The sequence below is a fragment of the Butyricimonas hominis genome (assembly GCF_014287455.1).
GTDB lineage: Bacteria > Bacteroidota > Bacteroidia > Bacteroidales > Marinifilaceae > Butyricimonas > Butyricimonas muris.
Genome location: NZ_JACOOH010000004.1, coordinates 522,552 through 548,397, shown reverse-complemented (window position 1 = coordinate 548,397; position 25,846 = coordinate 522,552). Strand labels below are relative to the sequence as shown.

18 protein-coding genes and 1 pseudogene are annotated in these 25,846 nt (G+C 43.7%); 18 read left to right on the top strand and 1 reads right to left on the bottom strand.

Going from position 1 to position 25,846, the window contains the following annotated elements:
- The 13 genes and pseudogenes from H8S64_RS11370 to H8S64_RS11310 all read left to right on the top strand — a co-directional run.
- Nucleotides 1-112: pseudogene (locus tag H8S64_RS11370) on the top strand (IS30 family transposase); the annotation flags it as partial.
- Nucleotides 109-1,011, top strand: a complete 903-nt coding sequence (locus H8S64_RS11365) for a RagB/SusD family nutrient uptake outer membrane protein (protein WP_222621174.1) — start codon at nt 109-111, stop codon at nt 1,009-1,011. The pseudogene H8S64_RS11370 and the gene H8S64_RS11365, both read left to right, overlap by 4 nt.
- Before the next feature lie 24 nt (nt 1,012-1,035).
- Complete coding sequence (locus H8S64_RS11360) at nt 1,036-1,947, top strand: hypothetical protein (RefSeq protein ID WP_186976154.1); 912 nt, start codon at nt 1,036-1,038, stop codon at nt 1,945-1,947.
- A 111-nt stretch (nt 1,948-2,058) separates the two neighbouring features.
- The gene (locus H8S64_RS11355; protein ID WP_186976153.1) at nt 2,059-4,689 is read left to right on the top strand and encodes a zinc-dependent metalloprotease; all 2,631 of its coding nucleotides are present in this window, start codon (nt 2,059-2,061) and stop codon (nt 4,687-4,689) included.
- 349 nt (nt 4,690-5,038) lie between these two features.
- On the top strand, nt 5,039-5,320 hold the full coding sequence (locus tag H8S64_RS11350; RefSeq protein ID WP_186976152.1) for an RNA polymerase sigma factor: 282 nt from the start codon (nt 5,039-5,041) through the stop codon (nt 5,318-5,320).
- Nucleotides 5,321-5,533: 213 nt separating this feature from the next.
- Nucleotides 5,534-6,052 carry an RNA polymerase sigma factor gene (locus H8S64_RS11345; protein ID WP_255469514.1) on the top strand — a complete coding sequence of 173 codons (519 nt, stop codon included), beginning with the start codon at nt 5,534-5,536 and terminating at the stop codon, nt 6,050-6,052.
- Between the two features lie 77 nt (nt 6,053-6,129).
- Complete coding sequence (locus tag H8S64_RS11340; RefSeq protein WP_186976151.1) at nt 6,130-7,287, top strand: FecR domain-containing protein; 1,158 nt, start codon at nt 6,130-6,132, stop codon at nt 7,285-7,287.
- Nucleotides 7,288-7,410: 123 nt separating this feature from the next.
- On the top strand, nt 7,411-10,824 hold the full coding sequence (locus H8S64_RS11335) for a SusC/RagA family TonB-linked outer membrane protein (RefSeq protein WP_186976150.1): 3,414 nt from the start codon (nt 7,411-7,413) through the stop codon (nt 10,822-10,824).
- A gap of 11 nt (nt 10,825-10,835) precedes the next feature.
- Entirely contained in the window at nt 10,836-12,332 is a 1,497-nt protein-coding gene (locus tag H8S64_RS11330) for a RagB/SusD family nutrient uptake outer membrane protein (RefSeq protein WP_186976149.1), read from the top strand.
- Between the two features lie 23 nt (nt 12,333-12,355).
- Nucleotides 12,356-13,687 carry a hypothetical protein gene (locus H8S64_RS11325; RefSeq protein ID WP_099291437.1) on the top strand — a complete coding sequence of 444 codons (1,332 nt, stop codon included), beginning with the start codon at nt 12,356-12,358 and terminating at the stop codon, nt 13,685-13,687.
- 31 nt (nt 13,688-13,718) lie between these two features.
- The gene (locus H8S64_RS11320; protein ID WP_099291438.1) at nt 13,719-15,104 is read left to right on the top strand and encodes a TlpA family protein disulfide reductase; all 1,386 of its coding nucleotides are present in this window, start codon (nt 13,719-13,721) and stop codon (nt 15,102-15,104) included.
- Nucleotides 15,105-15,115: 11 nt separating this feature from the next.
- Nucleotides 15,116-15,934 carry a fimbrillin family protein gene (locus H8S64_RS11315; protein WP_186976148.1) on the top strand — a complete coding sequence of 273 codons (819 nt, stop codon included), beginning with the start codon at nt 15,116-15,118 and terminating at the stop codon, nt 15,932-15,934.
- Nucleotides 15,935-15,962: 28 nt separating this feature from the next.
- Complete coding sequence (locus H8S64_RS11310; RefSeq protein ID WP_186976147.1) at nt 15,963-17,474, top strand: fimbrillin family protein; 1,512 nt, start codon at nt 15,963-15,965, stop codon at nt 17,472-17,474.
- A 115-nt stretch (nt 17,475-17,589) separates the two neighbouring features.
- Here the strand turns inward: H8S64_RS11310 and H8S64_RS11305 are convergent, their stop codons facing one another.
- A complete protein-coding gene (locus tag H8S64_RS11305) occupies nt 17,590-18,162 on the bottom strand; it encodes an RNA polymerase sigma factor (RefSeq protein WP_303178036.1) in 573 nt (190 codons plus the stop codon).
- Between the two features lie 78 nt (nt 18,163-18,240).
- Here H8S64_RS11305 and H8S64_RS11300 point away from each other — a divergent pair, with 78 nt between their 5' ends.
- The 5 genes from H8S64_RS11300 to H8S64_RS11280 all read left to right on the top strand — a co-directional run bounded on the left by H8S64_RS11300 (nt 18,241) and on the right by H8S64_RS11280 (nt 25,836).
- Entirely contained in the window at nt 18,241-19,398 is a 1,158-nt protein-coding gene (locus H8S64_RS11300) for a FecR family protein (RefSeq protein WP_186976146.1), read from the top strand.
- A gap of 152 nt (nt 19,399-19,550) precedes the next feature.
- Nucleotides 19,551-22,997: a SusC/RagA family TonB-linked outer membrane protein gene (locus tag H8S64_RS11295; protein ID WP_255469513.1), complete on the top strand. Its 3,447-nt coding sequence runs from the start codon at nt 19,551-19,553 to the stop codon at nt 22,995-22,997.
- A gap of 5 nt (nt 22,998-23,002) precedes the next feature.
- Nucleotides 23,003-24,712: a RagB/SusD family nutrient uptake outer membrane protein gene (locus H8S64_RS11290; protein ID WP_186976144.1), complete on the top strand. Its 1,710-nt coding sequence runs from the start codon at nt 23,003-23,005 to the stop codon at nt 24,710-24,712.
- A gap of 2 nt (nt 24,713-24,714) precedes the next feature.
- Nucleotides 24,715-25,383, top strand: coding sequence for a transcriptional regulator (locus H8S64_RS11285; RefSeq protein ID WP_255469512.1), 669 nt, complete (start codon nt 24,715-24,717; stop codon nt 25,381-25,383).
- Between the two features lie 18 nt (nt 25,384-25,401).
- A complete protein-coding gene (locus H8S64_RS11280) occupies nt 25,402-25,836 on the top strand; it encodes a hypothetical protein (RefSeq protein ID WP_186976143.1) in 435 nt (144 codons plus the stop codon).
- The last annotated feature ends 10 nt before the right edge of the window (nt 25,837-25,846 follow it).

Genomic DNA, 25,846 nt, shown 5'->3' with positions numbered 1-25,846 from the left:
GTGGATTGAAAATAAACTCAATAATCGACCTCGTAAAAGACTTGGATACCTCACGCCAAACGAAAAATTTAAACAAATTATTAATCAGAATTCTGTTGCATTTGCAAGTTGAATTCAGCACAAGTATTGGAAGATTTGGGTGACGCGGAGGAACTTTACCAGACTTTACCCAAAGAATTGCAATACAAGAAAGATTTGCGTGTAAATTTGCCGATGGTGCAATTGCTGAAATCAAGGGTGTACCTTTACATGGAGAATTGGAAAGAGGCGGCTAAATATGCCAAGAAAGTGATTGACGATTGGGAATTTTCATTAATAGACCTCAATACGTTGGAAATACCGGGTTCTCTGTCTTATTATCCGTTTATAAACGAGAATGCGTCCGATGTGATTTGGTTATTCGGCAAGGTGGCGGACGTTGATGCTTATCTTGGGGTACAATTGAGTTATAGGTTTAGTATTTTTAATGCGTCCCCGGAATTGATTGCCGGTTTTAAAGAGGGGGATTTACGCAAAGAATACTATATATTCCGGGAACAGAATTATGCTGATATATTTCTGCCTTTCGGGAAAAATACGACCTCATTTGCTCATTCGCTCGAATCAACCTCTTTTTCGCAAGCGTTCCGTTTGCCGGAGGCTTACCTGAATTTGGCTGAAGCGGCAGCTTTGGACGGGGATGAAGCGACTGCGCTGAAAGTGTTGAATGATTTGCGGGCAAAGCGTTTTACTACCGATACCCCGGGTAAAGAAGTTTCCGGGTTAACCGGAAAAGACCTCGTGGATAAAATTCGGCAAGAACGGAGGTTGGAACTGTGTTTTGAGTTTCATCGTTGGTTCGACTTGCGCCGTTATGGAATGCCGTCCATCAAGCACGTGTGGAACGCGGGGGAAACGCCTGTCGAGTACGTGTTGCAGGAGAAGGATCCCGGCTACACGTTGCCTATACCGCAAGTCGTGATGAACCAAAATAGAGCGTTGATCCAAAATAAATTGGCTAATCCAAGATAATGTCGGATATAATAAAAGAAAGTTATGAGATATATCGTATTAATATTATTGGCTTGGGGATTATTCGCTTCATGTAACGATGAAGATGCGATTGTCCCGAGAGAAGCTGATGTCGTACTGCGTTACCAGTTCCCGCAGGGTACGAATGAATGGGATGAGATTGCTGAAGAGATGAAAGAGAAACATGACGTGTACTTGATTTACAAGGGATTCTCTCCTTTGGATTTCAGTCGGGCTTGGGCTATTTCCGGGCAAACGAGTTATTCGGGAGAGTCATTGACGGATGAACAGGCTAAAAATCACGTGAAATTCATGAAGGAACATATTTTTGATTATTTGCCGACGGATTTGTCTCGTTCCGTTTTGCCTATGTATTATTTTCTTATTCATGATTACAGGACAGAAACCGTCGGTTGGTCGGGAGGGATATCAACGGAAGCTGTAACGAATTTCACCGGAGGGTTGGATTTTTGGGCAAATTCTATTTATAACCCGAGCGTGACTGAATTTCCCGCTACTTGGGAAAAGTTGAGGGAGCACCGGATAAGAATTATGAAACAGTTTTTAGAGTCTGCCATAGATCGGGGGAAAGTGGTCATTCCTGCCAGTTTTCATGATGGATTCAATTACACGAAGGATATAAACACGTGGAATACCAGTGATGCGGATTATTATTTGAAAAGAGGTTTCCTTGGGACATTGTCAGGAGATATTTATAACTTCGGAAGTATTTGGGGGATTAGTTACACGAACCCGACCTTGAACTTTTTGACTTATGTTTTCTTGGGCTTCCGTTACACGGAAGAGGAGTTCTTGTCTATATATCCTCCCGCGGATTACCCGTTGATACAGAAAAAACGCTTGGAGGTACTCGATTACATGAAAGAGAAGTATAATGTAGATCTGGAAGCGATAGCGCGGGGACCGGAACTCTGATCATGTGTTTTTTTCATTTCACGATAAATGTCGGTAGGGTAACTACCGACATTTAAGAGAGAATTGTATGTTTTTCAATTATATATGAATTTTATTTTTAAGATGATTTTTATGAAAAAATGGATGTTAGTATTGTTGGTAGCCGTATTCGTGCTACCCGTTAGCCAAGAGGCTTTGGCGTCTTCCCGTAAAAAGAAGAAAGCTGCTGTGGAGAAAAAAGAAGCAACTCCCGTGCAGACGGATTATGACAAATTGCTGAATAAACCGGGCAAGGTGACGGCAAAGAGTAATTTTATCACGATGCATAAACTGAACGGCAAACTTTATTTCGAGATCCCCTTGAAATATCTGGGGCGGGAAATGTTGTTGGCTTCGACGTTGACCGAGACTTCCGATGCCATGTTCGGGGATGTCGGGTATAAACAGAATGATCCTTTACACGTGCGTTTCGTGATGGGTGACAGTTGTATTTATTTAAAGAATATCACGACATCCGCGACGATTGATCCCGGCAACGAGGCGTTGCAAAATGCCGTGAACCGGAGTTATGCCGATGCTATCGTGGCAAGTTACAAGATCGAAACTTATAATAACGACCGGTCGGCAGTGGTGGTTGATATGACGGAATTATTTACCACGGATGTGAAGGACTTTTCGTTTTTGCCGCGCATGGGAATGCTTAGCGTGACAGGTGATTTCCGCAAGGAAGCTTCCGGATTGGATGAAATCAAGAGTTTCGATGATAATCTGGTCGTTAAATCTTATATGACATACAAAGTTTCGATTAAGATTTTGTTTTTCACGCTACTGGACAATCTTCCGGTCACGGGCAAGGTAACCCGTTCTTTAGTTCTCCTGCCTGAAGACAAAATGCGTCCCCGCGTTTCAGATTCACGAGTAAGTGTTTTCAACACGAGCAAGTATCATGTTTCCACGAGAGAGGACGGAATCCAAAAATACTCGTTGGCGAATCGTTGGCGTTTGGAGCCGAAAGACGTGGCCGCTTATCAACGGGGAGAGTTGGTGGAGCCGGTGAAACCTATCGTGTGGTACGTGGACGATGCTTTCCCGGCGGAGTGGATCAGTCCGGTGAAGAAAGCTATCTTGAGCTGGAATAAAGCTTTCGAGGCGATCGGGTTCAAGAACGTGATGCAAGTACGTGATTTCCCTAAGAACGATCCCGAATTTGATCCGGACAATATCAAGTACACTTGTATCCGTTATTTGCCGTCAACTACGGAGAACGCGATGGGTCCTCTTTGGGTAGATCCTTCCACGGGAGAGATTATAAATGCCACGGTGTTGATTTATAATGACGTGATTCGTTTGGTGAACAACTGGCGTTTCGTGCAGACGGCACAGGTTGATCCCAGAATACGGGCGAAAAAAATGCCGGAAGACATCATGGAAGAGTCGATGATATACATCGTGGCACACGAGATCGGTCACACGCTCGGTTTCATGCATAATATGGCATCTTCCGCTGCTTACGCGGTGGATTCGTTACGCTCAGTATCGTTCACTCAGCGATACGGGACAACCCCGTCCATTATGGATTACGCCCGTTTCAATTACGTGGCGCAACCCGGGGATGAAGGCGTGAAGTTGACACCCCCGGATTTGGGTGTTTACGACTATTTCACGATCAAATGGAATTATCAATATCTCCCTCAAGCGAAAGATATGTGGGAAGAGCAAGCTATTCTGGAAAGTTGGGTAGACGAGAAGGCAGGCGATCCTATTTATCGTTACGGAAGGCAACAGATTTTATCCCGCTATGACCCGAGTGCTATTGAAGAGGATTTGGGTGACGACCCGATCAAGGCAAGTACTTACGGGATTAAGAATTTGAAATATATTTTGCCTAATCTGGAACAATGGATTGATAACGATCCGGATTACAGCCACCGTTCCGGTTTGTACAATCAGATCGCCAACCAGTATTTCCGCTATATCACGAATGTCTCTTATAACGTGGGTGGTATCTATTTGACGGAGATCAAGGAAGGTACTCCCGGCGAACGTTACGTGTCTGTGCCGAAAGATGTGCAAAAGGCTTCTTTGGCTTGGCTTTTGAATGAATACAGGAACGCGGATTGGTTAAGTAAATCTCCTTTGCTCAAAAAATTCCCCATGGGAGTGGATATGACTACTTTATTAAGAACAAAATTGGCCGGGAATTTGACAAGATTGAAGGATAACGTTTTACTTTCCGCGCATATCGCTTCTAATCCCTATACCGTGAAGGAGTTCTTGAACGATTTGTATAACGGTGCTTTTGAAAGTGCTATAAAGGGCACGAAACTGACGGATGGTGACAAACTATTGCAAAGTACGCTCGTGGATTTGGTGCTTGCTCCTTTGGCCGACCAAAAACAATCCGGCGGGTTGTTCGGTTTGAACACGGCTTACGCGCCGAGTATCGACGAGATTTTAGCTTATGATCTTGATCCTAGTGGAATGGTTCGTTTGTTCGAGAATAAACTCCGGGAAATAGAGTCAGAGAATGGAGCCGGTTATATCGCTTCTCAATTAAGGCAAGAGCAATTCGGTACTCCCGGTTATGGGTTCTTGCAAAAGGTAGATGTGAAAGCGTTGGATAATTCTTCTGTTTATTTGATCGATCTGGCTTTTAAAGCACAAAAGTTGATCAACAGTAAAGTTGCGACCTCGACAGGAGAGGATAGACTTCATTATCAGGCTTTAGCGGCGAAGATTGCCAAGACGTTGAAGAATAAATAGATGTTGTTTTAATGGTTTGTAATAAAAGCCCGTCTGGAAAGGCGGGCTTTTTCTTTTCGAGTACCGTGTGCGTTCGAGTAGAATTAATGGACTATTCAGTAATCTTATTACTATTTATAGTGATAATACCATATATTTAGCATGTATCAAATTTTATTTAATTTCAATTAAAATTCTATTCAACAACCTTTATAATAGGAGATGAATAGGAGTTGAATGGGAGTTGAATAGGAGATGATATAAAGAAAGTATAAAGTAGATACATGAAAAATTATAATTATTCAGCTTATTTCACTTTTCCCATGTCTGAATTGGAGGAGGTGTACAAGCATTTTGTTTGTTATGGAGAATGTTTTATATTTGTCGGGAATCCAATGAAGAGAAAGAAAGGGAGTATAATTTGATGCGGGAAGAAATTTACCGGGAACTATTTCTGGCTATACAGGAATTACCGGATCGTAGCCGAGAGGTGTTCGAGTTACACTTACAGGGAAAAAAGAACGAGGAAATAGCTGAAGTGCTTGCTATTCAAGCGAAAGCGGTGAAGGCATACAGGAGAGATACCATTACTTTTTTGAAAAGTCGTTTAGGAAACAAATTCTGTTGGTTTGTTTTCATGAATGTAATTTAATCCAGAGTTCGTGATATCTTAACGTGAGTGACGAAATATACGGGTACACGTTTATCGTGGAATAAATCGTGTATCGGGAATTTTTGTTTCAAGAATTCTGCTCTTGTCGATAGCGCGATTGAACGATTAATTTTTATCTTTGTATTATTAAATGGAAAATTGGATGAAATGGGTGTGTCCGATTCGGAAATATTAACTGCCTTTCAGAGGAATATGAATGAGGGCGGGAAATTGCTATTTCAACGCTATTATAAGCCGTTGGTGCTATTTTCCGGCTCGATGCTTGATGATTGCAGTTTTCCGGAGGATATCGTGCAGGAGGTATTTTACCAGTTTATCAAGAATAACGCTTACCGGCAGTTGACGCCGGAGGCTTTGAGTACTTATTTGTTCCGGAGCGTGAAAAACGCTTGTTTGAACAGGATTCGGGACCAGAAGGAGTTCGCGCAAGCGGAATTATTGAAGTATGATGCCATCGAGGAGGAAGCGACGACCGTTTCTTTGGAATTGATCGAGGCTATTCGCCAAGCGATAGAGAGATTGCCGCGAAAGACCCGAATGGTGGTCATGTCGATTGTCGTTGAAGGAAAAAAATACAAGGAAACGGCTGAAGAGTTGGGGGTGTCCGTGAATACCGTGAAGACGCTGTTAAGCGGTGGTTTGAAACAATTGCGGCAGCAATTTCCTGATTCTTTATTGCTATTTTTTATCTTGGAGAGAAATAATTTCTAAAAAAACTTTCAAAATTGATTCACCCATTTTTTGATTCTTGTGTTTGTCTTATAAAATGAGTAGACGAATACGACACGATGAATAAGGATGAAAAAGAAATGCGAATCCGGGAGTATCTTTCGGGAGAATTAAGCAAGGCGGAAGAACGGGAGTTCAACGAGTGGCTTGCCGGGGATATGGACGCTCAACGAATTTTCGCGGAACGGGTGAAAGAGTTTCATTTGGTCCGTTGGGCGAAACGGTGGGAAGCGATAGATAATGATGAGGCTCGAAAACAGGTTGTGGGGCGGGTGCGCCGCCATCGCTTGCGGATAGGAATTGTAAGGTATGCCGCCGTGATTGCCGTGATTCTGGTTTCCGGGTTGACGGTTTGGAATTGGCAACAACGGTCGCCGGAACCCGCTGCTTTGACTGTCGTTTCTGTTCCCGCCGCAAACGTGCCGATACTGAAACTGGCTGATGGCAAGGAGATACCTATTTCTCCCCGAAACACGGAGATCATTCGTTCCACCCGGAGGGTAGATATTCAACTGGCTGACTCCGGGAGATTGGAGTACGTGGCGAAGTCGGATTCGATTGCCGGACAGGTGGAGTACAATACTCTTGTTGTACCCCGGGGATGCGAGTTTAATCTCGTCTTGGCTGACGGTAGCCGGGTGTGGCTGAATGCGGGAAGTTCGTTGAAGTATCCCGAAACTTTTTCAAATGGGGAACGAAGGGTTTACTTGAACGGGGAGGCCTATTTCGAGGTGGAGCATGATGCGGAGGCCCCTTTTATCGTGAACACGGAATCCATGGATTTGCAGGTACTCGGGACGAGTTTTAATATAAAGGCTTACGATGACGAAAGCATGGTGATTACCACTCTCGTCACCGGGAAGATTAGACAGGAATTTCCGGAAGTGGGTAAGGATATCACGTTGACGCCCTCACGTCAATCGATATTCGACCGTGTTTCCGGGAAATTAGAAACGAAACAAGCCGATGTCCGGGAAACCCTCGCTTGGAAAGAAGGCAAGTTTATCGCTAACGACGAACGTCTGGAAGATATTTTCCGGCAATTGTCCCGTTGGTATGATTTTAAAGTGGTGTACACTCGCCCCTCGCTGAAAGATGTCCGCTTTTATCTTCATTCCAACCGGTATGCGGAGGTGAAGACGATATTGGAATATCTCCAGACAACGAAAGGGATTCGTTTCACTTACGCGGATAAGACGATTTACGTGAGTCAATAAAATAAGGAGATGCCCTCACATCCCCTTACCTGTTAGCCCCTCAGCTAACATCTGTATTAATTTAATAATAAGCTAAACAAAGCTATGGGAAAAAAACGAAAAATTCAACAATTGCTAAGAAAAATGAGGACACTTGCATTATTTATGCTTTGGGGATTCTGCACTTGTCACGCGACGGTTCGCGGGCAGGAGGCGCGTATCGATTTGAAATTGTCCGATGTAACATTGAGTCAGGTGTTCAGGAGTATAGAACAGTTGACCGATTACATGTTTATTTACAAGTCGGAAGATGTACAATCCGTTCGGAAGGTTTCCGTGGATGTGCGGCAAACTATGGTACGGGATATTTTGGGTATGTGCTTGAAAAATACCGGTTTGTCGTACACGTTTAAAGGGGATGTGATTGTTATCCAGAACTTGAGAGAACCGGAAAAGAAAGAGCTTCGGATAGTGGGACGGGTGACGGATGATAAAAAAGAACCTTTGCCCGGGGTGACTGTCTGTGTCAAAGGATTGTCTGTGGGCACGACGACGGATGTTAAAGGAAAGTATGTGTTGAAGCTCCCGGAAATGGAAAAGTTGTCTTTGGTATTTTCTTTTGTCGGGATGAAAACACAAGAGATAAAGTACTCGGGACAGGATACGATTAACGTGGTGATGGAGGAGGATGTTTCGGAAGTGGAGGAAGTTGTCGTGACAGGTTATCAAACTATTAATAAGACTCGAATGACGGGGGCGGTGGAGGTTGTCACGGCAAAAGATATAGCTAATAAAGGGTACGTTTCGGTCGGGGATGTTTTGAGGGGCTCTTTGGCGGGAATCAGTACTCGTAACACGTCCGGGAAGCCGGGAGCATTACCCGAGATTCGTATCCGGGGATTAAATTCTTTATACGGTGATATGAATCCGACTTGGATTGTCGATGGGGTTCCTTTTTACGGTAACTTGAATGATTTGATTCCTGAGGATATCGAGAGCATCACGGTGTTGAAGGATGCTGCCGCTACTGCTATTTACGGTTCTCAGGCAGCTAACGGGGTGATAGTGGTGAAGCGGAAGCAGGGGAGAGAAGAAGTCCCGATGATTCGCGTAACTTCGAGTTTCTCAATAGAGGCGGCTCCAAAGTCTAAATTGGATTTAATGAATTCGAAAGAGAAGATTGCTTTTGAACGTAGCGTGTACGAGGATTTTCCTAATCAAGCGGTGGGGGGAAGAGTAATCATGTTGTTGAAAAATGCGGATATGGGAAAAATTTCCCGTGAAGAGGCTGAAGAGGAAATCACTCGTTTGAGTAAGATTAACACGAATTGGTACGATGTGATATTTCGGACGCCTTTTTCTCACAATCATAATATCTCGTTTTCGGGTGGGAACGAGAAGTTGAAGTATTACGCGAGTTTGAGCGTGCAACAACGTCAAGGGTTAATCCCTTCCAATGATTACAGTAACTGGAACGCGATGTTGCGATTGTCCCGCGATTTTAATAAACGGCTGTATTTTTCCTTGAATCTTTCTTCTAATATTAGAAAAGATAAAGACGCGGATGCCGGGGTGAATATATTGCATTATGCGACTTTTGCCAATCCTTATGAACGTCCTTACGACGAGGAGGGAAATATGGAGTACGACCGCTCTTATTCTTATCAATTGAGTTCTTTGAAAGACGGTTATAAATCTGATTTTAATATCCTGAACGAACTTTATAATAATACCTCGTGCACGAACGCTTTGAGTAATAATGTTTCTTTGGATATTGAGGTCAAGATATTGGATAATCTGAAATTTATCACCACGGGTTCTATTAATACTTATTTTGATAACACGGAGGTGGTGTATAAACCGGGAACTTACGTTGCACAAAATAACGCTTGGATGCGTACTTTATTCAGTGAATTGCCCGATAACTTGAACAACGGTTCGCTTCGACATAGGAATGTCAGAAATCATAGTTATACTTGGTCCAATCGCTTGGAGTATATACAGGGGTTTAAGGAGAATCATTTTTTGAATTTGTTCTTGGGATATGAGATGTCTGAGGCCTCGGGTTATAGTAATTCTGTGCGTTTCCCGGAGTATGATCCCGAGAAGGGGTTGACGAATATACCGGAAATAGGGGCGGATAAGATTGCTTACGTGCAGCAAATGATTAAAAATTTGATGGACCAGAGTGAAGGGCGTAATCGTAGAGTGTCTTTTTTTGCGTCACTGGGGTATAGTTTTAAAGACCGTTATGTTTTTTCTGCCAGTGCTAGGATGGATGGAGCTGACGTTATAGGAACTAAGAATCGATTTTCTCCCTTGTGGAATGCCAGTTTGAAATATAATCTTCATAAAGAGGATTTTATGACGAGGTTCGGGTGGATTAACGAATTGGCGTTTCGTGTTTCTTACGGGTACACGGGGAGTATCGATAAAACGGCGTTACCGTTTAACGTGCTTTCTTATTTGATGTCTTCGAAGTTTCTTGATATGGATATCCCTTCTTACATTTCTCCCAAGAATCCTTCTATTAAGTGGCAGAAGAAGCAGGACCGCAGTTTTGGCGTGGATATGGCATTTTTCAGGAACAGGATTCGGGCAACGGTGAATTATTATAATAACGTGACTCGCGATTTGTTGGATTCTAAAACATTACCTGTATCGGTGGGGATTAGTACGATTCGGTATAATAGTTCTTCCGTTCGAAATTATGGCGTGGAAGTTAGTTTGCACACGGTGAATATTCGTAAGCGGGATTTCACGTGGACGACATCTCTTAATTTCGCGAATAACAAGAGTAGAATAATAGAGTCGTTTTATAAAAACGTGCAGGATGTTCCTAAAGGGTACGGGCGTACGGAACCGGTGGAAGGGACTTCAACCAATTCGTGGATTGGCTACCGGTTTGCCGGTATTGACCCGTTGACCGGACACACGTTGGCTTTGGTGGATAATTCGAATCGTGAAAACCCGATTGGCTTCCAAAGAGAAGACGGGACTTGGGTGCTGGATATGGATGATTCGTTAAACGAGAAGGATAAGCGGCGTATTAAAAAGACTTTAGGTGATAGTTATCCGCCGATATCCGGGGGATTCGGGACGGCTTTGAATTGGCAACAATGGACGTTGAGTACCCGGTTTACTTTTATGGCAGGGCATAAAATAACATCGGCTTATTATTCCGTGGCTAACGGGGGTAGTTTTTCATCGGCTTCTCAAAACGTGTTGAAGCAAGAGTTCAATCGTTGGAGGAAACCCGGAGATATAACTGATATGCCGGGGTATAGCACAACGGGAAACGTTGCTTCATTACAAACCGATTGGTATGATAGAAAATTGGAAAGTGGAGATTTTCTGAAGTGTACGGAGATTTCTCTGGGGTATTTTCTTTCTTCCAAAATCTGCAAGAAGTTGTTGCTCTCTTCTTGTCGGGTGAACTTGAATATTCGGGATATATTTACGATATCGAAATATAAAGGATTGGACCCGGAAAACTTTGGGGGATTTACTTATCCTAATTCCAGAAAATATATGCTTTCATTGAGTGTCGGTTTTTAAATATAGAGATTATGAAATTACGCGTGAAAAGAATAAGTATGTTATCCTTGTGTCTGATCGGTTTCATGATGACCGCTTGCAAGGATTACCTGAATCTTATACCTAAGAATCAAAAAATCGTGTCTAACGTGGAAGACGTGAAAGCGGAATTGTTGTCGTATTGGGCGGCAACGACTTATTCCACGTTGTTGAAGACTTCCTATGGTAATTCTGCGCCGTTATCCTTGCCTATATTTAATGATGTCAATATTCAATTGGCTCTTTACGAGGATAATATGGATATGCTCGCTTTTAAAGAGCATTCGGATATAAATGACAGGTGTATGACATATTATTATCAGGATATCGATTGGAAAGGAACTAGTTTGGCTTCTTCTCTCTGGCAAAATTGTTATGTTTCTATCGGGTTTATGAACGCGATACTTGATGATTTGGATAAAGTGACGGCAACTCAAGCCGAGAGGGAAACGATAGGGGGTGAGGCTCGGGTAATTCGTGCTTGGAATATTTTGAAATTGATTCAGTTTTTCGCTCCCTATAAGGATAATAAGTTGGGTGTACCTTTAAATCTGGATTCGGAAAATGTGACACCGGGAGATAGGCGCACGCAAACGGAGATTTATGGGATTATTGAACGGGAGTTGAAGGAAGTCTTGGAATATACTACGCCAAGGGAAAAATGGAATTTCTTTTATTCTCCGAGCTTTGTTAAATCTTGTTTGGCCGAGATGTATATGTTTAGAGCGGGTTCTGCCGCGGCAAAAGATACGGATTGGGAGATGGCCGAGAAATATTCGGGAGAAGTGATTGCTTCTTATGTCCCGGAGAATCGTGCTGAATTATTGATGGATATGTTTTCCGGCGAGAGTGTATCTTATATTGTTGAACATCCTTATTGTGCGTTGAAATTGGCAACTAGCCGTTTTTTTGGTATAGGAAATCAAAGCACGGGTATATGGGGGTCTAACAATGCCCAACAAGTAAGTTCGGAGCTTTGGTTGATGTACGAACCTGAGGATATTCGAAGAAAAGCTTGGTTCCGAGAGAATGAAGATGAAGGTAGAGTAAGACGTTGTATTTCCAAACCGGTTGTTTATTATTATGGTCCGGTTTGTGATATTTTGGTGTTATATCGTAAAGCAGATCTTTTCTTGATAAACGCTGAAGCGAAATGTCGTTTGGGGCAAGAGTCCGAGGCTGCACGCATGATTGAGGACTTTAGGAGGGCTCGCATCCCGGGATACAATACTTCTGTTACCGGTGATATATTGGCGGAGGTGTTGAAAGAACGGCGCTTGGAATTGTGTTTTGAAAATGGTTCGCGTTGGTTGGATATGAAACGTTTAGGGATTAGTTGTACTCGTTCGGGGTTTGATAAGGAAAGTAGCGGGACTAAAGAGTATACCCTTGACGCGAATGATTATCGTTATGCTTTGCCCATTCCCACCGATATCGAATTGGATTATAATGATATCAGTCAGAATCCGGGATGGACGAATTTCAACTAGTGAAAATTTATAATAGGTCGTTTATGAAAAAGATATTTTATTTGATACTGATTTCCTTGTTTATCGGGGGATGTGAAAAGGATGACGATTTCTTTTTTGAAAATCCCGTTACGGAAGGAAATATTAAACTGGTTCGGTTGCGTGCTGACCACAATACTTTGCTGCCGGACGGAAAAGCCACGATGAAGTTTTATGCGGAGGCTTACAATATATTGGAATTACCTGATTATACACCAACTTACGAGGGGGATAGTGCGATTTACATACCGGGAATTGTTCGGGATACTTCGTTGATTCCGGCAGATCTTTTGCCGACAGGATTGTTTCGTTTGCTGGATGATTCCGGGAATGAGTATTCCGATTTTAGTTTTTCCACTACCGATACGCGGGAACGTACGATTCGTTTTCGCGTGGAAGCGGGGGAATTGACGAGCGAAGAAGTGGAAATTCGGGTAAGGCCCTTACCGCGGGAGAAGTACGAGGAAATAGAAATCCCCGTGATCTTTCATGTTTTGCATCCTGCTAAAAATCCGAGTATAGCACCTATTGATATTACCCCGGAAACTGTGGAGAAAAATGTAAAGCGATTGAATGACGTTTTTAATGGTGAAGCCACGACTGACCCTAACGGGGGGAATGCCAGAATTATTTTTAGATTGGCGGAATATGATAATAACGGGGTTAAATTAGAGAATCCGGGGATACATTATTACGAGATCGAGAGTTCTGTCGTTTTTAAAGAAAGCGATGATTATCAGATTTATGTTATGTCTAAGGGGAGCACGTTAATGTATGATTACCGGAACTATTTGAATATTTGGTTAATTAATGATCCTAGAGGGTCGTCTTTTATCGTGAGAGGACCTAACGTGATAGATCAGCCTGAAAATCCTATTCCCGGATTGAATGCCGGAGCCTTGTCGGCAACTTTTCCAGAGCGTCCCACGGATATTGGTTTCTTTGTCAACATGTCTCATTTCTTGAATCCGTTGCAATCCGCCGATTATTTTGAAATTTCAACGGCGATGGCTCAATATTTAGGATTGCTTACGACTCGGGGTGTGGAAGCGTACGGGGAAACGAATTTCGTGAATGGCGATACTGATTATTGTTCGGACACTCCTTATTATTGGAATGATTTTTCTTCTGTTTTTAAAAATAATAGCAAGGGAAATAGCACGGATAAAAATACGTTATACTTTACCTCGTATAATGTGATGGATAGTTACAGTTACAAGAATTCCATTACGGTTGATCAAGTTGCTCGCGTTCGTTTGCATTTAGAGCGTTGTCCTTCTCGCTGGATGTATAAATCTAAATTCGCTTTTACCGGAAAGTTAGAGGATCGGAAATAATGATTAAAGATTAAATATAAAAAATAATACTATGAAAACATTTTTACTTATATTGATTTTGCTACTTGTTACTTGTTCTTCTCGTTTGTTCGCACAAGAAACCAAATTGACAATTGATTTGAGCCAATATTTTCAGAGGCCGAAGGTTAGTTTGTCCGGTCCGAATTTTAATGAAGTGCTGACTTACGATTCGTCTCGGAAAAGTGTGATATCCTTATCATTAAAAGAAGCTGCTTATTTCACTTTGAGTATTGATCTTAGTGCTAATACTCTCTATTTAGAACCGGGAAAAGATCTGATGATAAGCGTGGTCCCGAATGAAAAAGGAGAGTTTATCGCCATACATTTGGATCTTCGTTTTGAAGGAGAGAACGCAGATATTAATACTTATTTGAACACGTGTAAACTGGGCTCTATGGAGGATAAAGATTTTCTTTTAGATGAAACGACTTATCTTCGGAAAATAGAGCAACTTCTAAAACAAAATAAGAAAACAATTCACAAGTATAAATTGAATAAACAATTTGAAGAAAAAGAGTTAATGCGTGCCCGTTATCAAGTGCTGGAAGGCGTAACGAGTTATCCGATTCAACATTTTTGGGAAGGGGGAAATAAAACAAGTGCTGTTTTTAAGGGAGGAGAAACTCCTATTGTAAAAGAATACATAGCTCGACAATTAATTGATGATGAAAAAGCGTGGCAAGTTTCTGCTTATAGAAAGTATGTGAAGTCAGCTGTAGCTATGTTGGCATTTACCGATTTTGGAGCTTCTTGGGAATCGATAATACAGGAGCGGTTGAGGGTATTGACACAATATTTTAAGAGTCCTCGAATCTTGGAAGATATGGTGCAAAATATGGCTCTCGTGTATGTCGAAAGCACAAGAGGTGATTCTTTGATGGGTTTCCAAACGGCTTATGATAAATATGTGTCTAAACCGGAATATAGGCAGGAGCTTGAAAAGGTGTATGCCATGTGGAATAAATTGAAAAAAGGGCAACACGTTGTTTCCAGTGGTGCGGTTTATGAGGATGTGGAAGGAAATACAGTCAGTTTGGATGATTTGAAAGGAAAGTATATTTACATTGATGTATGGGCAACGTGGTGTGGACCTTGTCGGGCAGAGATTCCTTTCTTGAAAAAATTGGAAGAAGAATTTCATGGTAAAAATATTCATTTCGTGAGTATTTCTATGGATGAACGGAAACGGAATTGGATTAAAATGGTGGAACAGGAGAAATTGGGAGGCATCCAATTATGGGGAGGACCGAGTGCTCAGATAGCGATTGACTATAAAATAAAGGGGATTCCTCGTTTTATATTGCTTGATAGGGAAGGAAAAGTGATTGATAATAATATGAGTCGTCCCTCTGAGGCTGTAACTAAGAAAGTATTGGAAGAATTAGAGGGAATTTAAATCGTGGAATTATGAATGTAAGATGGTTAATTGTCTTGTGTCTGTCGGTGGTCGGGGCGGCATGTGTACATACGATAGATGCGGAGGTGGAAAGTACACCTCGGGAAATTCATTTTAAAGTTCAGGCTTCAGCGCTTGCCCGTTCCAGCAAAGAGGTGTTCGCCGTGGGAGATTCTATCGGGATTTACGCGGTAAAACGTACGGAGGGCGGGATTTCGGCGATACCCGCTCAAACAGGTAATCAAGCGCATAATGCTAAATGGGTAAAAACGGAGGACGGTTGGCAACCGGCTTCCCCGATAGATAAGGTACTTTGGAGTCAAGATAATGCACCCCTTGATTTTTATGCTTATTACCCGTATCAAAGAGAGGCTTTTGACCCTGCTGCAATAAATGTTCGTGTACATTCGAAACAAAACTCGGAGGTGGCTGTTGAGGAATCGGATGTCTTGCGTGCGGCAAATACCCGAGGATTGAGCGAAGGTGACGTGGAGCTTCAATTTGAGCATGTATTTTCTTTGGTTGAGGTGAAACTGGTGGGAGATAGAATCGTGGGTTCCCCTGTGAAGGTAACCGCTAGTGAGATAGCGACTAATATGCAACTTAATTTAGGGACAGGGGAACTGTTTCCCTTGACGATGGGAAGCGTGGCGTTGTATTGTGCCGATTCGGAGCAAATGTTGTATAAAGCAATACTTCCTCCTCAGCAAGTGGAAGAAGGGTGTGCGTTTTTGCAATGTGAATTTGACGGTGTCACGTGTATATATCGTTCTCCCGGGATAAAATTGGAACCGGCTTGTTTGCAGGAATTTGAAATTGAAGTGAAATAAGGGTTGTAAGTAAAGTTCAGATAATAAAATGAAACGACAATATTATATATGGCTTTCCATGTTATTCTGTTTGTGGTTCGTGGAAGGATGTAATGATGATGATAGCACGGGTAATGATACTTCAGGAGCCGAACTTCATCTGTCAGCCTTGATAGACGGGATGACGGCGGAGGAAACTGCTTATCGGTTTCAAGGAGGGCAGGAAGTAGGTATTTGGTTATCAACTACCGATGTTTCTGGAAAATTGGCTAATGCCGATGGGGTACATAACATGCGTTTTTCTCAAAGTGCGGGAGGTTTGGTTGCCGAACCTCGTGCCACTTGGAACAATCGTTCAACAATTAACGTGTACGCTTACGCTCCGTATGACCGGGAGGCTCAAGATGCGCCTCATGCTTATCCTTTTCAGCTTAACTTGCGGCAAGATACTGTTTCGTTGACTCCGGATGGGAATCGACAAAGTGATTTTTTATGGACGAAACATGCGGCAACTTACACGAGTGAACCGCTTTTGTTGTCATTTCACCACTTGATGAGTAAAATAATCTTGCACGTGAAAAGTAATACTTCCATGCCCGGGAGTTTGATAGGTGGGCAACTATCCGTTTGCAATACTCAAACCGCTGCCAATATAGATTTGGGAACGGGAACCGTATCTCCGGTAGGAGCAAAAGGTAATGTTGTCGCCCGGGAGCTTCAAGATATACCGAGCGGGTATGAAATGGCCCGGGAGGTTATTATCGTGCCCCAGACGATACATGTCGGAGAACAATTTTTGGATATCTTTACGCTCGGTAATTATTCTTGTGTTTGGAATGCGGACAAGGAGTTGGTTTTTGAATCCGGTAAACAGATTGTCATGGAGGTCGTGATTGACGAGGGAGAGTGTCATGTTCGGATAAAGGATATTTCTCCTTGGAAAGAGGGACAATCTCCAATCTTGGGCGAGGCTGTCGAAGATCTGCCAACATTTAAAGTGCTCGATTTTTATGACCGCCATGGAATACAGGGAATTGTTATCGACGTGGACGAAACGGGAACACACGGGTGGATTGTTTCCATGGATGAAGTTGAATTGGCTTGGGGAACAGCTCCTATGGGCACTTACTTCCCGAGCGCATACGATAGAGATAATGCTCAAGCTAATTTGAATGCAGTTTTGGCGGTAGATCCTGATTTAAAGAATTATCCCGCTATGAAATGGTGTAATGATAAGAACGTGGATGGGGTAACCGGTTGGGTGCTTCCAGCTCATAACGTGGTAAAAAAATTCGCACGATTAATTAGTAATCCGGATACATGGGCGCAATTTAATCAAGCAATTAGGAATTCTTCTGTCGCTAATTCGTCCCCGGTAAACATAGATTGGAATAGTTGGAATGATTATTATTATGCTTCATCTACACTGTCTATGACTGATAATGTGAGGAATGCGGGATGTTCAATGACGAATAATTATTGGTATGGTACTTGTTATGTCGATGCTAATCTTCTTCCTCAGGAAGCAATATTCTATGTCAGGGCATTTCGGGAGTTTTGAAATAGAATGTGATTAGTCCTTGGTGGCTTATTTATGTGGATGCGTTGTCATTTTCTGGAATTGTTGCATTTGATTTCTGGAAATGACAACGTGTTTTGTTAATCAATAGGGGAAATTAAGAGTAGTTTTCAAAAAGCAGGAGCAGGATAAGTAAATAATGTTTGCCGAGGATTTCCCGTAGTGATTTATAGGCGTTTTTCTTTAGGGTTTTTACCGAGTTGACAGAAATACCAAGAGTTTCGGCTATTTCGTTGTTATTTTTGCCGTCAAGGCTGACGAGAATGACTTCCCGTGTTTGCGGGGGAAGTTGGTCAATGGCGGCACGTAGGATGCGTAGAGTTTCTTGATAGGTGACCTCTTCGAGGTAGAACTGTTCTTCTGCTTCCTCTTCTTCGGTTTTTATGATTTGGGCGTATTGATGCTCGATCTTTCTGTGTTTCAAGTGATCCAAACAAAGGTTGCGTGCAGTGATGTAAACAAAGGATTTAGCTTTCTCCATGGCGTCGAAGTCTGCACGCCTCTCGTATAATCGGATAAACGCATCTTGGGCGATATCACGGGCAATGTCTTCGTCTTCCGTGTATTTTCGGGCAAATTGAAATACCGGTTCAAAATATTCTTGGAAGAAGAACTTGAAATTGTTACGATTAGTCAACATTTTATCCACCACTTGTGTTTTTACGCTCACAAATGTATAATTTTTTTGTGATTTTATTCACCCACTTTAAAAAGTCGGTCGTTATAAGAGAAATTAAAATAAAAGTTTATGGATCAGTTGACCGAACGTTATAAAATTGCCCGATTGATAGCCCGAAAGGTTTCCGGTACGCTTACAGGAGAAGAAGTTGCGGCTTTGGAGGAATGGATAGAGGCATCCGAGGAACATCGGGAAGAGATGATTCGCATCGAGAAACGGCTGAAGGAAGATGTACGACGGGGGAGAGAATTGGACGCGGAGGCGGAATGGAAAGTCTTTCAACAGAGATTGCCCCGGAAGAGTTCTATACGTTGGTGGTGGTATTCTGCCGCTGCCGTGGTGGTTGGGGCGTGTGTGGTCGTGGGGGCTTTGCAATTACGGGATACAAAAGTTCCCATGCAGTTGGTTCAATCCGTGGAGAATAATATCAAAGAGTACAAGGCAAGACTGATTTTGGATGACGGGAGAGCGGTAAATATTACTGATACGACTTCCCAAATCATTGCCGTATCGGAAGGGGCGAGTGTAACGACTTCCGGGAGCGGGTTGAAGTATGAAATGAAAAAAGATTCACTCGCAAGTCCGGCTCGAGTGAAATACAATACGTTGATCGTTCCCCGGGGAGGGGAGTACGAATTGTTGTTGTCTGACGGTACGCGGGTGTGGATGAATTCGGAATCGAAGTTGGTTTACCCGGTACATTTTAGCGGGGACTTTCGGGAGGTGCAAATGGAAGGGGAGGTTTGTTTTAAAGTGGCGAAAAATGAGCGGCAACCTTTTATCGTGAAGACACAAGGGATATCGGTAGAGGTGTTGGGTACGTTCTTTAACGTGGAGGCTTACCCGACGGATGAGGTGATAACGACTACTTTGGTAGAGGGGCGGGTAAACGTGTCGAATGGCAAACAAGAATATGCCATGTCACCGAATCAGCAAGTGATTGCTGACGGAGGACAATTGGTCGTTCGTGAAGTGGATGCAGCCGAGGTGGTGCGTTGGATAGAGGGTGTGTGTTATTTTTCCGAGACTTCTTTGGAAGATATCATGGATAAGTTGGCACGTTGGTATGATGTCGAAATATTTTTTGCCAACGCATCAGCAAAAGAAGCTCATTTTTCGTTGGAGATCGAGCGCTATGATAATATAGCGGCAGTGCTGTCGAAGATAGAAAAAACCGGACGAGTGAAATTTAAAATTAATGGTCAAACCGTAATCGTGGAAGAATAAAAAAGCAGAATGTACTGGCATACATTCCGCTTTTTGCTAATCAAACTCCATGGCAATGGAGAATATTGTTTAACGTTATCAACAAAAGTATGAAAAAAAAATGGAGAAACAGTAATTTCTGTCGAAGGAAATTACCTAGAATGCTTATTATTATGAAGACGTGGATTGTTTTATTATTTGTCTGTACGATGCATTTGAATGCATCAAACGTGTATTCACAGCAGAAGAAGATGGATATTTCCATGAAAAATGCTTCTCTAGTGGAGGTATTCCGGTATATCCGTCAGAATAGTGATTACACTTTCGTGTATGATAGTGACGCGGTGAAGCGGGTAAATGCTATCTCGCTGGATATGAAAAATGCGGAGGTGGAGGAAATTTTAGATCTGTGTTTCCAAGGAAGTCCTTTTATTTATTTGATCGAGGGAAACTTGGTGATCGTTAAGGAACAAAAAGGCGAACAGCAGCAAACGAAAAACGTTCGGGTGAAGGGATTTGTGTATGACGTGAAGAAACAACCGCTGCCGGGAGTGACAGTGAAAGTAACGGGAGTGGCCGTGGGAACGGCGACGAATGAAAAAGGATGGTTCGCCATGGATTTGCCGCTGGAAAAGGGGGCGTTGGAATTTTCGTTTGTCGGTTTTAAGAAACAACAGGTGGCTTTCACCGAGAAAACCGACACGTTGCGGATTGTGATGGAGGAGGACGTGTCTGGCTTGGACGAGGTGGTTGTTCGGGCGTACGGTTCGCAGAACAAGCGGGAGAATATCAGCGCAATATCTTCCGTGAAGGCTGAGGAGATGAAGGAATTGCCGGCAGCGAGTATCATCAGTATGTTGCAAGGACGCGTGGCGGGGATGAATATCGTGAACCAGTCCGGGGCTCCGGGGAGTGCCGCTGTGGTGGCTATTCGGGGATACAACTCTTTGTTTGTCAGTGGGGATTCTCAGGGACGGGATGCCGCTGGAAATAGTGGGCAACCGCTTTACGTGGTGGATGGTATCCCGATGCACTCGTTTATATCCCCGGTGACGGGAACGAACACGCTGGCAGATTTGGATCCCTCGACGATAGAGTCGGTGGAGGTATTGAAAGATGCGGCGGCAGCCTCGATATATGGTTCTCGGGCCAGTAATGGCGTAATTTTGATCACAACGAAGAAAGGGCGGATGGGAACGTCTTCTTTCTCTGCCAATGCCTCGTACACGATTTCCCAGTTGATGGAATATCCCGTGCAGACGGGAGGTCGGATGGAGCGTTGGAGAGAGATTTTGTGGAAGCGGAATTTGCAAATGCCTGACTGGGGGGAGAATAAGATATTGTACCCGAATTCTTACGAGGAGGCTTTCGGGACGTGGGGAACGTACGATTCGTTCTGGAGTAGCGGGAAACGCTATACCACAACAATCCCTTATTTGCAAGATAGTTTGAATCCCTTTTATAATAATTCGACAAATTGGTTCAAGTACGCTTTTCGCACGGGAAAGGTGACGAACGTGAATATCCAGTCGACGGGAGGGACCGAGAAGTTCCAGTATCTGGTGGGTGCCGGGTATTATGACGAGACGGGTATTATGATCAATAGTAAATATTCCCGCGTGAATTTGATTTCTAATATGGTTTCCCGTCCGGTGAAGCAGTTCCAAGTGGATACGCGCTTGTACTTGGCTTACATGGACAAGAGCGTGAACACGGGTGGGATGAGCAATGGGCGTTACGAGGGAATGTCGGTGGATCCGACCTCGCAGAAGACCATAGAATCGTCTACCGGTGATGTGGTCGATCAATGGTTGAAATTGGTGAAGGGAGTGACAGTGCGTAGCGATGATTACCGGGTGATGGCGAACGTGGTGTTGACGTATTATATTTTGGACGGGTTGCAATTCTCCGCATCAGCGAACGTGGATTATTCGCAAGCGAATTTGAATAAATTCGAGCCGAGTTATTTGAACCCGAATACAAATGAGAATAAATCGTTGGGACAGGTCGTGCGGAACGTGTCGTTGAACACGGAAGAGTTGTTGACGTACAAGAAGTCGTTCAAGGAGGCTCATAATTTGGAGATGCTCTTGGGATATTCGGCGAATAAAACACAGGTTTACGGGATCGGGGGACACGGTAAGCGTGGAGCGAGCGATTTTATCTATTATTATAACCCGGAGAGAAATCCCCCGATCTATGATTACGGTTCGGAGGATTATCCTAACGTGCAGTCCACGACCTCGTACAGTTCTTATTTCAGGGAGAAGGCTTTGGTGAGTTTCTTCGGTCGATTGGGTTATAATTACAAGCAGCGTTATTTGATGGAGTTCGCTTTCCGGAGGGACGGTTCGTCTACTTTCGGGGAGAATAACAGGTGGGCGAATTTCCCGTCCATCGCATTGGGATGGGCTTTCTCGGAAGAGTCTTTCTTGAAGAATCGCTTGAGTGGTTGGTTGAACTGGGGTAAGGTACGGGCAAGTTACGGAACCTCCGGGCAGGTGTTCGGGTACGAGTATTTGTCTTACGGTTTATTGTCTAGTTTGAATGCATTTTTCCAAGGGAACACGGGTATGGGGGTTGCCACTCCCGTCAGCCCGAATTTGACATGGGAAAAGTCGGAACAGTATGATATCGGTTTGGATTTGGATATGTTCGAGTATCGGTTGAACATGAAGTTGGATTATTATTATAAACTGTCCTCTTCTTTGATATACGAAATACCGATGCCGGGAGATATATACTCGTATGATACTTACGTGGATAATGTCATGGAGGTTTCTAACGAGGGATTGGAGCTGGAATTTAGTTATGACGTGATGCGGGAGAGTGCGGTGAAATGGCGGACGAAGTTTAATATCTCGAAGAACTGGAACCGTTTCCGCAAGTCGTATGACAAGCAGGATAAGGAAGGATTGGTGATCGGTCGGCCGTTGTACCAGATTTACGTGTATGATGATAGTGGTTTTTACCAATCAGAGGACGAGGTGCCCGTGTATTATAAATTGGACGGGTCGGAAACTTATCTGGGTGGGATATCGACGGATAGGCATTATAGTGGGTTGCTGGGTACCCAGAAATTGAAAGATTTGAATGCAGATCAAAGTATCTCACTTGACGATAGATATCCGGCAGCTTCCCCGCTTCCCGTGGCTCACGGGGGATGGGTGAACGAGGTGACATGGAAGGGATTGAGTTTGAATGTGCTGTTTAATTATTCTATCGGGCGACACATTATCAATGCGACGAAAGGGACGATCGCGAGTACCGGACCGCTTTTTGCGGATATGAGAGATTACACGTTCTGGAGTCCCTCGAATCGAGATGCGAATTATATCCGTGTGGGTAAGACTTATCAGTATATGGTTCGCTCGAATATTGAGAATGTGCATTCCGTGAGTTTGAAGCAGTTGACGCTGGGGTATGATTTGCCTCAAAATCTGTTGAAAAAGACGTTTTTCAAGGAGATGCGTTTCTTTGCTACCGGGGAAAATTTATTTTACTTGAGTAATTACTCGGGAGGTAACCCCGAGGTAGTAAATATTTACACGGGAATAGATGAAGGTAAGGCTTACCCGTTACCTCGTAAATGGACGTTAGGTTTAACGCTTAAATTTTAATCAAGATGAAAAAGATAATATGCGGAATTATCATCACGTTGACGGTGTGGATAACCGGGTGCACGGGTATGATTGACATGACACCCGAGAGTGACGTGACATTTAACAGTTTTTTTAATTCGGTGAAAGATGCCGAAGCGTTATTGACGAGTTTGGAAGTAGCCCTTCGGGATGCCGCAACGGGGGATAATGTCAATCAATTGTATATCGGGTGGATCGCCGACACGGTTTCTAATAGTTATGCGCCTTATAGGGAATTTTCACCATCAACGATTGAGATGTCTTGGGCGGCTTCTTTCACGGCGATAAATAGTGCCGACGTGATTATAGAAAACGCCCATCGTTTCCCGGCAGATGTGGATGTGACCCCTTACGTGTTACAGGCGTATTTCGCGAAAGGACTTCTTTATTTTAACTTGGCACGGAGATGGGGTGAGGCTCCTATCCGGAAAGATTATAACGATTATAGCAAGTTGGGCAAGAGTTCCGTGCACGAGGTGCTGGAGGTGGCGACGGTGTGCGCATTGAAGGCTTTGGATTTGCCGGTTTTCGACGAGTTAAAGGATGGAAACGGGAATGCCCGCACGACGAAACAATATGCGAGCAAGGGAGCCGCGGCAGCCTTGTTGGCGCATATTTACGCTTGGCGGGCAGAGATCGAGAGTGTGCCCGAGTATTGGGCGGAGGCCGAGAAATATTGTTCGATGATTATCGAGGGGAAAGCGGGTAATTACACGTTGGCATCGGATCCGGAGGCACTTTGCCAGAATGAAATGCTCAGGAATGGGAATGAAACGATTTGGGAGATTTATCGAGGCCCTCAAGAATATTATGGGAAATACAATGCTTATTGTGCCGAGGAATATACCGGTTTTCCCGTGCGAACGGAATCAAGGTACGCACCTACCCCAACATTTGGCAATTATCTCGTCGAGATCTACCGGGAAAGGGTGAATAAGATGTTCCATCCGGAGGATCGGCGTCGGGATGCTTATTTCTATGGATTGGATGCGGATTCGCTTTTCGTGGTGTATAACAAGGGGACGAAAAAACAGTTTGCTCTTGCCGTGGAGTATCGCCCGGAAGGAAACGTGTACACGAAGTATGATAATTCGAAAAAATGCACGGTGGTGAGGGATTTGTTTTTGGAAGAAGGGGATTCGATCGTGACCGGCGGACGGTTCGGGAACACGAAAAGGGCTTACGTGATCAAGCATCGAAATCCGTATTATGTTGAATATGATTATAGTATGGAGCCGATTTTCAAGTGTTACGACGAGAATAAGGTGGTTTGGCGTTTGGCGGATATTATTTTGTTGCGGGCGGAATGTCGTGCCCGTCAGGATGCTCGTTCCGGGGGAGCTATTAGTGATTTGAACCGGGTGCGGGAGCGTGCTTACGGGAACACGACTTTTAATTACCCGTGTGCTGATGATGTGGTCAAAGGGCTAGATTCCGATTTGCGTTTGGCTATCTTTCGGGAGAGGGAAAAAGAGTTGATGTTCGAGGATCACCGGTATTATGACGTGGTGCGTAACGGTTGGGGACGAGATGGCGGACGGGATTACGTGCGCACGGAGTTAACGCCTGCCGCAAGTCGTTTGACTGACCAAGATATACTGGATGGAGCGCTTTATATGAGCGTGGCGTCAAGCGCCTTTAAAAATAATGATTTGATGAGGCAAAATGTTTATTGGAACAGGAAAAAGCAATAATTATGAACGCGAAGATTTTGAAAAATATATTACCGCTATGTTTGTTAGCGATGTTGTTGGGTGCCGGGTGCACGAAAAATAATTATATAGACACGGGAGTGAGCCAAGGACGGCATGATTGCAGTTTGTTGGAATATATGGAGAAGCATCCCTATGATTGGGATTCCACGGTAGTGATGGTTCGTCACGCGGAGTTGGAGTCGTTGTTCGAACGGAATGAGTTGGACGGGAAGCATTACGATGGGATTACTTTTTTTGGGATTACCAATCATTCAATTCGTCGTTATTTGCTGGAGAATGGTTTGAAGCAAGTGACGGATTTGAGGGCAGAGGCGTGTCGGGACGTGTTGCTGCGTTGTATCGTGGAGGGGAAAATTTACCGTAATGATATCCCGAGAGGGAAGAAGTCTTCCGGCTTGTCCGTTATCGGGGAGGGTGGTAAATATTACACGACGCTTGGAGGGTCGGATTTGTGGATATTCTCCTTTGCCACGAGTTACGGTGGCGTTCCTAATATTGGGGCGGTATCTCTCTACGGGGTGATCTTGAATGCTAGTAGAGAGTTCGAGATTGCTTCTGCGGATATTGAGCCGAATAATTGCGTGGTTCACTCGTTTGATTATGCCGTGACGATAGATGATTTCTTGAAAGCGGGGGAGAGTTTGAAGTAATAATTTTAAATGTATTTTATGAAGACAAGATTTTTAATACTGATGATAGTTTTGTTGGGGATGTTCGTGGGGGGATGTCACGAAATACCGGAAGGTTTCTTGGAAACGGGGGAAGCTAATTATAATCCTGATACGTTGATTGTTCGTAAAACTTTGGATCCGAAATTCGATGAGATCAGGATGGAGAACGGGGCGCCTTGGGTGTCGATCAAGATGGAGGGATACTTGGGAACGGAACAGATCAATTTTTCCATCGAATCCGTGACTTCGGAAGGAAACGAGGCGGGAGCCGCAGAGTTCATGAAGAACTTGAGTGTCCGCGGTGCGGGGGCTTTGGTTTACCCGCAGGGAACGAATGTGCCAGAGGGACGTTACGTGGTGTCTGTGCGATTGACGAATCCCGGTTATAGCCAAGTAGTGAAGGATTGTTTTACGTTTATCGTGAAGGATTGAAATGATGATA

Excerpts from the sequence above, each read along its gene's own strand:
- H8S64_RS11350 (WP_186976152.1), top strand. The coding sequence starts at position 5,039 with ATGTTTTATATTTGTCGGGAATCCAATGAAGAGAAAGAAAGGGAGTAT.
- H8S64_RS11295 (WP_255469513.1), top strand. The coding sequence starts at position 19,551 with ATGAAGACGTGGATTGTTTTATTATTTGTCTGTACGATGCATTTGAAT.
- H8S64_RS11340 (WP_186976151.1), top strand. The coding sequence starts at position 6,130 with ATGAATAAGGATGAAAAAGAAATGCGAATCCGGGAGTATCTTTCGGGA.
- H8S64_RS11300 (WP_186976146.1), top strand. The coding sequence starts at position 18,241 with ATGGATCAGTTGACCGAACGTTATAAAATTGCCCGATTGATAGCCCGA.
- H8S64_RS11290 (WP_186976144.1), top strand. The coding sequence starts at position 23,003 with ATGAAAAAGATAATATGCGGAATTATCATCACGTTGACGGTGTGGATA.
- H8S64_RS11285 (WP_255469512.1), top strand. The coding sequence starts at position 24,715 with ATGAACGCGAAGATTTTGAAAAATATATTACCGCTATGTTTGTTAGCG.
- H8S64_RS11330 (WP_186976149.1), top strand. The coding sequence starts at position 10,836 with ATGAAATTACGCGTGAAAAGAATAAGTATGTTATCCTTGTGTCTGATC.
- H8S64_RS11310 (WP_186976147.1), top strand. The coding sequence starts at position 15,963 with ATGAAACGACAATATTATATATGGCTTTCCATGTTATTCTGTTTGTGG.
- H8S64_RS11280 (WP_186976143.1), top strand. The coding sequence starts at position 25,402 with ATGAAGACAAGATTTTTAATACTGATGATAGTTTTGTTGGGGATGTTC.
- H8S64_RS11335 (WP_186976150.1), top strand. The coding sequence starts at position 7,411 with ATGAGGACACTTGCATTATTTATGCTTTGGGGATTCTGCACTTGTCAC.
- H8S64_RS11325 (WP_099291437.1), top strand. The coding sequence starts at position 12,356 with ATGAAAAAGATATTTTATTTGATACTGATTTCCTTGTTTATCGGGGGA.
- H8S64_RS11355 (WP_186976153.1), top strand. The coding sequence starts at position 2,059 with ATGAAAAAATGGATGTTAGTATTGTTGGTAGCCGTATTCGTGCTACCC.
- H8S64_RS11315 (WP_186976148.1), top strand. The coding sequence starts at position 15,116 with ATGAATGTAAGATGGTTAATTGTCTTGTGTCTGTCGGTGGTCGGGGCG.
- H8S64_RS11345 (WP_255469514.1), top strand. The coding sequence starts at position 5,534 with ATGAATGAGGGCGGGAAATTGCTATTTCAACGCTATTATAAGCCGTTG.
- H8S64_RS11360 (WP_186976154.1), top strand. The coding sequence starts at position 1,036 with ATGAGATATATCGTATTAATATTATTGGCTTGGGGATTATTCGCTTCA.
- H8S64_RS11320 (WP_099291438.1), top strand. The coding sequence starts at position 13,719 with ATGAAAACATTTTTACTTATATTGATTTTGCTACTTGTTACTTGTTCT.